We start from the raw sequence: 7,905 nt of genomic DNA, 5'->3' as shown, positions 1-7,905 counted from the left end.
CGCGAGCGGGTCCCCCCGCGCGAGTTGACGTCGCCGGGCGACTGGCGCCAGTGCAGCAGCTCGGCCGGGATCTCCTGCAGGAAACGGCTCGGCATCGCCACCGTCACCTCGCCGAACTGCGCGCGGGTCATCGCGAGCGACAGGTGGAGGCGCTTGCGGGCACGGGTGATGCCGACGTAGAACAGGCGCCGCTCCTCCTGCGGGCCGCCCGGTTCGCCCGCCGAGATGCGGTGCGGGATGAGGTCTTCCTCGACGCCGGTGACGAAGACCGCGTCGTACTCGAGACCCTTCGCGGTGTGCAGCGTCATGAGCGAGACGGAGCCGGAGGCGTCGTCGAGGTCGTCGGCGTCGGCGACGAGGGCGACCTCGGTGAGGAAGTCGATGACCGTGCCGTCGGGGTTGTTGCGGGCGAACTCGCGCGCGACCGCGACGAGCTCGTCGAGGTTCTCCAACCGCGCTTCGTCCTGCGGATCGCGGCTCGCGCGCAGCGCATCCGAGTATCCGCTCTTGTTCAGCAGCAGCTGCAGGCCCTCGGCGACCGCGGTCGGCGGGGCGAGCTCGCCCGACGGCGGCAGCATGAGTTCGGACGCCTCCGCGATCACCGCGTCGAGCTGCACGATCGCCGCCTGGATCTTCGGGCCGACGCCCAGAGCTGAAGCGTTCGCCAGCGCGTCGCGGAACGTGATGCGCTCGTCGGCGGCGTACCGGGCGATCGCGGTCTCGGTGACGTCGCCGATGCCGCGCCGGGGCTTGTTGAGGATGCGGCGCACCGCCATCTCGTCGGCGGGATTGGCCACGGCGATGAGGTAGGCCAGGGCGTCCTTGATCTCGGCGCGCTCGTAGAACTTGGTGCCGCCCATGATCTTGTAGGGCAGCGCCGAGCGGATGAAGATCTCCTCCAGCGCGCGGGACTGACTGTTGGTGCGGTAGAAGACCGCGATCTGGGAGTAGTCCACGCCGTCGCGGTGGAGCCGCTCGATCTCATCGGCGACGAACTGCGCCTCGTCGTGCTGCGAGTACCCCGTGAAGCCGACGATCTGCTCCCCCGCGCCGACGTCGGTCCACAGCTTCTTGTCCTTGCGGTCGAAGTTGTTGCCGATGACGGCGTTCGCGGCCGAGAGGATGTTCTGCGTCGATCGGTAGTTCTGTTCCAGCAGCACGACCTTGGCACCGGGGAAGTCCCGCTCGAATTCGCTGATGTTGCGGATGTCGGCGCCCCGGAACGCGTAGATGGACTGGTCGGAGTCGCCGACGACCGTGAGCGAGGCGGCGTCGTCCTCGTCGGGTTCGGCGTCGAAGATCATCATGCCGCCACCCCCCGCGACGGGCTCGGCGTCGACGCCCGGCGGACGGGTGAGTTCGTGGATGAGCGCGTACTGGGCGTGGTTGGTGTCCTGATACTCGTCCACGAGGATGTGGCGGAATCGACGCCGATAGGTGTCTGCGACCGTCGGGAAAGCCCGGAAGAGGTAGACCGTCTGCGCGATGAGGTCGTCGAAATCGAAGGCGTTGGCCCGCTGCAGCGAGCGCTGATAGTCGCCGAACACCTCGACGAACACCCGTTCGGCCGGGTCGCTCATGTTCGCCTGACGCGCATACGACTCCGCGTCGGCGAGCTCGTTCTTGAGCTTGGAGATCTTCGACTGCACCGCGGCGGGGGTGAGACCGAAGGCATCCGCCTCGTGCTCCTTCACGAGGCGCTTGATGAGCGCGCGCGAGTCGCCCGAGTCGTAGATGGTGAACGACCGCGTGAAACCGAACTGCTCGGCCTCGCGGCGCAGGATGCGCACGCAGGCCGAGTGGAAGGTGGAGATCCACATGCCGCGGGCGCGATCGCCGATGAGCTGTTCCACGCGTTCGCGCATCTCGCCGGCGGCCTTGTTGGTGAAGGTGATCGCCAGGATCTGGCTGGGCCACGCATCGCGCGTGCGGAGCAGGCTCGCGATGCGATGGGTGAGCACGCGCGTCTTGCCGGAGCCGGCCCCGGCCACGATCAGCAGCGCCTTGCCGCGGTAGGTCACGGCGTCGCGCTGGGGCGGGTTGAGACCCTCGACGAGGTCGGCGTCGACGCGGGAATCCCCGGAGCGGGGGCCGGCGTCGGCGCCGACGATGAGCGGGACGGATGCCGCGTCGGAGGCGGCCGCGAAGGCGTCGGTCATTGCCCCACCAGTCTAGAACGACCCGCCGACACTGCCTCAGTCGAGGGCGAGACGGGCCTCGCGGATCCGCGCCAGCGGCTTCTTCACGCCCGGCGGCTTCTCTCCCGTCCCGCCGCGCACCGTACGCACGATGTCGCCGTAGACGTCGGCGGGTTCACCCGCACGCCCGGCGAGCACGCCTTCGCGCTCGACGAAGGCGAGGAAGGCGACGGCGTCGCGATGGCCGCCGAGGCGGTCGTGGATGGCGTCGCCCGCGTCCGCGAGCGTCGCGACCTGCTCCGGGTGCACCTCGGGCGCGGCGGAGGCGATCGCCTCGGAGACATAGCGCAGACGCCGCGCCGCCTTGCGCAGCGCGTGGAGCGGCGCATTCGTGCCGTCGAGCAGCTTCGCGGCCCGGAGCACGCGTCGCGCTTCGTGCCGCAGCACCGTCGAGACGAGATCGTCGGCGGGCGCCTGCGGGTCGTCGACGCGGAGCTCGAGGACGAATCCGCGCAGCAGCCGGTCCCTCTCGCGCGCACGCCGAAGGTCGATCAGTTCCCCGAGGCGCGCGTGCGCACGCGCGTACTCGGCGCGCGGTCGGTCGACGAGACGCTCGAAGGCGGCGCCGTCCGCGATGCCGCGTGAAGCGAGCTCGGCTTCCCCCGCGTCGGCGAGGACCTCGAGGTCGCGCGCGACACCGAGCTGCCGACCCCACTCGGCGTAGAGCACGCGCAGCCGCTCGACGGCGGGCTCGTCGAGCACGTCGCGGAACCCGGCGAGCACGCTGCGCAGGCGGCGAACGCGCGTGCGGTGCTGGTGCAGGCCGTCCGGCACGTCTTCGAGCATCCCGGCGCGGGTCTGGTCGAGGTCGTCCGCGGCACTGCGGACGATGCGCACGACGAGGTCGCCGGCTGACGCCGGACTCTGGCTGGTCATGGCCCTCACTCTAGAGCGGCAAGGAGCGCGCCCGGCCGCTCCGCCCCCAGAGGACTCCCGGCCGGCTGCGCCATGATGAGAGGCATGCGCCTGGTCCTCAACATCATCTGGCTCGTGCTGTCGGGCTTCTGGATGTTCCTCGCCTACCTGCTCGCCGGTGTGCTGCTGTGCATCCCCATCATCACGATCCCGTGGGCGATCGCATCCTTCCGTGTCGGCCTGTACGCCCTGTGGCCGTTCGGCCGCACGATCGTCGACAAGCCGGGAGCCGGCGTGGGGTCGTTCCTCGGCAACGTCATCTGGGTGATCTTCGCCGGAATCTGGCTCGCGATCGGCCACATCGTCACGGGAGTCGCGATGTGCCTGACCATCATCGGCATCCCGCTCGGCATCGCGAGCTTCAAGCTCGTGCCGATCTCGCTCATGCCGCTGGGCAAGGACATCGTCGACGTGGACGCCGCCCGCGGCGCCGTGCCCATCGTGCGCGCCTGAGCGCGGCCGTTCAGCCCACGGCGGCGGCCCGCGCCGGTCGCCGCAGCTGGGTCACCAGCGCCCACCCGGCGGCGACGAACACCCACACGAACAGGGCGAACACGAGCGCGACGTAAACGGTGCGCGTCACGGCGTTGGCCCAGACGGTGTCCCAGAACCCCCCGGGACCGGCGACCGACATCGCCCCGAGCATGATCGTGCACCGGCCCACCAGCGCTCCTCCGGCAGCGGCGAAGACCGGCCACGGCGACCGCCTGCCCGCCAGCAGCCGCAGCACGATCGCGACGACGCCCCAACCGAGCAAGGTGATGACGAGTTCGGTGAGGGCGAGGAAGGAGGCCTGCACCACGCTCGTGCCCACGAGCAGCGCGGCCGGAACGCCGAACGTGAGTCGCCGGTCCAGCGGCAGCATGCCGAGCGTCGACTCGCGCGCCCGCCACGGCCGCGTCGACGACAGCCACGTCGACCGCGCCGCGGCCGCACCGGGCCGGCGCACCAGACGCGTGCGCGCGGCGAGCATGCCGATGACGAGCCACAGGGCCGCCAGCACCAGCAGCACCCGCGCCACCCACGCCATCGCGGTGTCGCGCTCGGCGCGTTCGGCGTCGGTGACGGGAGCGAAGGAGGCCTGTTCGAGGGCGCCCGCCCACCGACGCAGCTCTTCCTCGGGCAGAACGAGGGCGAAGGTCGCTCCGACCGCCAGGAGGATCACGAAGGTGGCGATGGCGAGGATTCCTCGCCGTGCCGCCGTCGTCATGTGATCACGTTAGTCGATGCCGATGCCGCGTCTTTACCACAGCCGACCCGACCGGGTCAGGTGCTGGGCGCGGCGGGCACCGCGTTGCTAGCGTGCCGACATGACCGTGGCAGAGCGGCTCTCCCCGTCGGCGTCCCCGCGCGCCGCCGCGCGCCTGCCTCCGCTGCGACGATTCATCTCACTGTCGGCGGTGTGCGTCGCCGGTACCGTCGCGATCATCGCGTCGCTGCGTCTTCCGGCGCCCGCGGCGGGCGGCGCCGTCGCCCTCCTGGTCGCGGCTCTCGTGGTGTCGATCGCGGGCTTCCGGGCCCACCACGGTCACGGCCGGGTCGGCGCCGCCAACGCGGTGACCCTCGTGCGTCTCGGGGTCGTCGCGGTGCTCGCCGGCATCCTCTTCGCCGGGGCGACGCAGCCGGTGGCGGTCCTCGCCCTCGGCACGATCGCGCTGTGCCTGGACGGCGTCGACGGATACCTCGCGCGGCGTCAGCGCCTCACCTCTCGCTTCGGTGCGGCGTTCGACATGGAGGTCGACTCGGCGTTCGCGCTCGTCCTGGCTCTGCTGGCGGCCGCCGGACCGGCCGGAGCGTGGGCGGTGCTCCTGGGCGTGCCGCGCTACGCGTTCGGAGCCGCGGCACTGGCCGCCCCCTGGCTGAAGGGGCCGCTGGCCGACCGCGCGAGCCGCAAGGTGGTGTGCGTGCTGCAGCTCGTGGCCCTGCTCGTGCTGCAGGTGCCGTTCCTCCCTGCGCCCGTCGCACTGGCCATGGTCGGGGTGACAGCCGGGCTGCTGCTGTGGTCGTTCGGCAGCGACGTCGTGGCCCTGCGCCGCGCGCGCGTGCCACGGTCGAAAGCTCGTCGGGCGTGACCGACTCGGGGCGGCCCGCCCGTCGGCGCACGCGGTGGATCCGCACCGCGCAGGCCGTCGTCACCGTCGTCCTCCTGGTCCTGCTGTGGCGCGTCGTCGGCGGCCCCGACGTCGCCGACCTGCTGGCCACCGCGCACATCGGATGGCTCGCCCTGGCCGTCGCGCTCCTGATCGCCCACACGATCTTCGCGGCGTGGCGCTGGAAGGTGACCGCAGCGCCCTTGGGCCTGCACCTGTCGGCACGCACGGCTGTCGAGGAGTACTTCCTCGCGCAGCTGATCAATTCCGCCCTCCCCGGCGGCGTGCTCGGAGACGTCGGCCGCGCCGCACGGTCGCGTCACCGGGCGACCCTGCGCGTGGCCGCCGGCGCTGTCGCGGTCGAACGCGGGATCGGGCAGGCGGCACTGGCCGTGGTCCTCGTCGTCGGGGTGGTCGTCACGGCCGCCCTCCCCGGCGGCTTCACCCTCCCGCGGCCGTGGCTGGCCGGCGTCTCGATCGGGATCGCCGGGGCGGTGCTCGTGCTCGTCGCCCTGATCATGACGACACGGGTGCTCGCCCGCCGACACGTCGCGTGGGCCGCCCGAGTCGCGGACGGCATGCACCGCAGCACCACCGGACCGGGCGTGCGGAGCGCTCAGGCCGCCCTGAGCATGGTGGCCGTCGCGTGCCTGCTCGCGGCCTTCTGGTGCTGCACTGCCGCCGTCGGGGCCGCGCTCCCCGTCGGCGCGGTCGCGACACTCGTGCCGCTCGTGCTGCTGTCGATGCTGCTGCCGGTCTCCATCGGAGGCTGGGGGGTGCGCGAGACCGCGGCGGTGGCGCTCCTCCCGGTGGCCGGGATCACGGGCGCGCAGGCCCTCGCCTCGAGCATCGCCTTCGGCGTGGTCGCGCTCGTCGCCACGCTTCCGGGCCTCGCCGCCCTGTGGACGGCTCGGCACGCCGCCGAACCGACGGCATCGGGCCCCGCTTGCGCACCCGAACCGCCGGCGTCGGGCCGCGCCACCGCATCCGCACCCATCCCACGCCCGAACGCACCGCACACCACGCTCTCGGAGGAGCATCCATGAACGATCGACTGATCCTCTCCCGCCGCACCCTCCTCGGGGCCGGGCTCGTCGGCGCCATCGGCATCGTCGGCGCGGCATGCAGCATGCCCGGCACCGGCGGCTCGCCGTCGGCGACGCGCGCGGCGAGCCTGCAGCTGTCGTGGCTGCACTCGGTGCAGTTCGGCGGCAGCTACATCGCGCTCGATCGCGGGTGGTGGCAGGAGTCCGGTCTCGAGGTCGACCTGCTGCAGGGTGGACCGAACGCGCCGGTGGAGCCGCCGGTCGTGGCGGGTACCGCGCTGGTGGGGGTCTCCGCCGCGGACTACACCGCCGCGGCCGTCGCCGAGGGCGCCCCGTTCCGCATCATCGGGGTCGCGATGCAGAAGAACCCCTTCGTGATCGCCTCGCTGCCGGACCGGCCGGTGAACGAGCCGGCCGACATGGCGGGCATGCGCATCGGCATGGCCACCGCCAACACGCCGGTGCTCGAGACGCTGTGCACCCTCAACGACGTCGACATCGAGGCGATCGAGATCGTGCCGACCCAGTACTCCGCTCAACCGCTCCTCGCCGGCGAGGTCGACTGCCTGCTGTGCTGGGAGACCGACCTGCCGGTCGCCATGGCCGTGCAGGGCGTCGACAGCGTCACGATGCTGATGGCCGACTACGGCTACGCCCTGCACTCGCAGACCTACATCGCCACCGAGGACTCCCTCGCCAACCGGCGCGACGACCTCGTGGCCCTCATGAGCGGTGAAGTGCGCGGATGGGAGGCTTACCGCGAAGACACCGACGCCGCCGCCCAGCTCGCCGTGGACATGTTCCCCGACGCGGGGCTCGACCTCGAGACGCAGCGGCTTCAGGCCGAGCGACAGGTGCCGCTGATGTTCTCGGGGACCACCGACGCGAACGGCTTCGGCTGGTGGTCCGACGAGTCCGTCGCGCAGAACATCGAGACCCTTGCCCTCCTCGGGCAGGACGTCGACGCGTCGCTGTGGGACCGATCCGTCCTGGAGCAGGTGCATGGCGCCTGAGACCGCTCCCGGCCCGCGGGTCGAGGTGCGAGGCGCCTCGAAGACGTACCCCGACGGCACCGAGGCGCTCGCACCGCTCGACCTGGTGCTGGAGTCCGGTCGCACGACCGCCCTGGTCGGACCATCCGGATGCGGCAAGTCGACGCTGTTGCGCATGATCGCGGGCCTCGAAACGGCGACCACGGGCGAGGTGCGCATCGACGGCGACCACCCGGCGAGCGTTGCCGCCCGCGGCGAACTGGCCGTGGCGTTCCAGGATCCGTCGCTGCTTCCGTGGCGCACCGTGCGTCGCAACGTCGCCCTCGCCCGCACGCTCGCCGGACGCCGGGCCGATGGAGCCGCGGTCGACGCGATGATCTCCCGGGTCGGACTCGACGGGTTCGAAGACACCCGCCCGGCGTCGCTGTCGGGCGGGATGCGACAGCGCGCCGCGATCGCGCGCGCCCTCGTCGCCGAACCGCGCCTGCTTCTGCTGGACGAGCCGTTCGGCGCGGTCGACGAGATCACCCGCGGCGACCTCGTGTCCGAGCTGCCGCCGCTGTGGCGACGCCGCGGCACGACGACGCTGCTCGTGACGCACTCACTGCGCGAGGCGGTGCGGATCGCCGATCGCGTCGTGGTGCTGAGCCCCCGTCCGGCGCGC

The 7,905-nt window shown here is 72.1% G+C and carries 8 protein-coding genes; 5 read left to right on the top strand and 3 right to left on the bottom strand.

The window, feature by feature from the left end; all coding sequences use genetic code 11:
* On the bottom strand, positions 1–2,159 hold a 2,159-nt coding region (locus tag B4E30_RS13210), incomplete at its 3' end, for an ATP-dependent helicase (RefSeq protein WP_286795547.1).
* A 36-nt stretch (positions 2,160–2,195) separates the two neighbouring features.
* On the bottom strand, positions 2,196–3,074 hold the full coding sequence (locus tag B4E30_RS13205; RefSeq protein ID WP_194383632.1) for a CHAD domain-containing protein: 879 nt from the start codon (positions 3,072–3,074) through the stop codon (positions 2,196–2,198).
* Positions 3,075–3,158: 84 nt separating this feature from the next.
* Here B4E30_RS13205 and B4E30_RS13200 point away from each other — a divergent pair, with 84 nt between their 5' ends.
* Positions 3,159–3,566 (top strand): YccF domain-containing protein, encoded by a 408-nt coding sequence (locus B4E30_RS13200; protein WP_071044594.1) that lies wholly within the window; start codon positions 3,159–3,161, stop codon positions 3,564–3,566.
* 10 nt (positions 3,567–3,576) lie between these two features.
* Here the strand turns inward: B4E30_RS13200 and B4E30_RS13195 are convergent, their stop codons facing one another.
* Positions 3,577–4,323 (bottom strand): hypothetical protein, encoded by a 747-nt coding sequence (locus B4E30_RS13195; RefSeq protein ID WP_194383633.1) that lies wholly within the window; start codon positions 4,321–4,323, stop codon positions 3,577–3,579.
* 100 nt (positions 4,324–4,423) lie between these two features.
* Here B4E30_RS13195 and B4E30_RS13190 point away from each other — a divergent pair, with 100 nt between their 5' ends.
* The 4 genes from B4E30_RS13190 to B4E30_RS13175 all read left to right on the top strand — a co-directional run.
* Entirely contained in the window at positions 4,424–5,185 is a 762-nt protein-coding gene (locus B4E30_RS13190) for a CDP-alcohol phosphatidyltransferase family protein (protein WP_194383634.1), read from the top strand.
* Positions 5,182–6,249, top strand: a complete 1,068-nt coding sequence (locus tag B4E30_RS13185) for a lysylphosphatidylglycerol synthase transmembrane domain-containing protein (protein ID WP_286795546.1) — start codon at positions 5,182–5,184, stop codon at positions 6,247–6,249. The genes B4E30_RS13190 and B4E30_RS13185 overlap by 4 nt, the downstream gene beginning before the upstream one ends.
* A complete protein-coding gene (locus B4E30_RS13180) occupies positions 6,246–7,262 on the top strand; it encodes an ABC transporter substrate-binding protein (RefSeq protein ID WP_071044590.1) in 1,017 nt (338 codons plus the stop codon). Before B4E30_RS13185 ends, B4E30_RS13180 begins: the two co-directional genes overlap by 4 nt.
* The coding region (locus B4E30_RS13175) for an ABC transporter ATP-binding protein (RefSeq protein WP_286795545.1) at positions 7,252–7,905 on the top strand (654 nt) is incomplete at its 3' end. The genes B4E30_RS13180 and B4E30_RS13175, both read left to right, overlap by 11 nt.

It is taken from the genome of Microbacterium sp. UBA3394, from assembly GCF_002358725.1.
In the GTDB taxonomy this organism is placed as follows: Bacteria; Actinomycetota; Actinomycetes; order Actinomycetales; family Microbacteriaceae; genus Microbacterium; species Microbacterium luteum.
Note: the sequence above shows the minus strand (reverse complement) of the source record. Positions and strands in the feature narration are given on the sequence as shown.

Excerpts from the sequence above, each read along its gene's own strand:
- B4E30_RS13195 (WP_194383633.1), bottom strand. The coding sequence starts at position 4,323 with ATGACGACGGCGGCACGGCGAGGAATCCTCGCCATCGCCACCTTCGTG.
- B4E30_RS13180 (WP_071044590.1), top strand. The coding sequence starts at position 6,246 with ATGAACGATCGACTGATCCTCTCCCGCCGCACCCTCCTCGGGGCCGGG.
- B4E30_RS13190 (WP_194383634.1), top strand. The coding sequence starts at position 4,424 with ATGACCGTGGCAGAGCGGCTCTCCCCGTCGGCGTCCCCGCGCGCCGCC.
- B4E30_RS13200 (WP_071044594.1), top strand. The coding sequence starts at position 3,159 with ATGCGCCTGGTCCTCAACATCATCTGGCTCGTGCTGTCGGGCTTCTGG.
- B4E30_RS13205 (WP_194383632.1), bottom strand. The coding sequence starts at position 3,074 with ATGACCAGCCAGAGTCCGGCGTCAGCCGGCGACCTCGTCGTGCGCATC.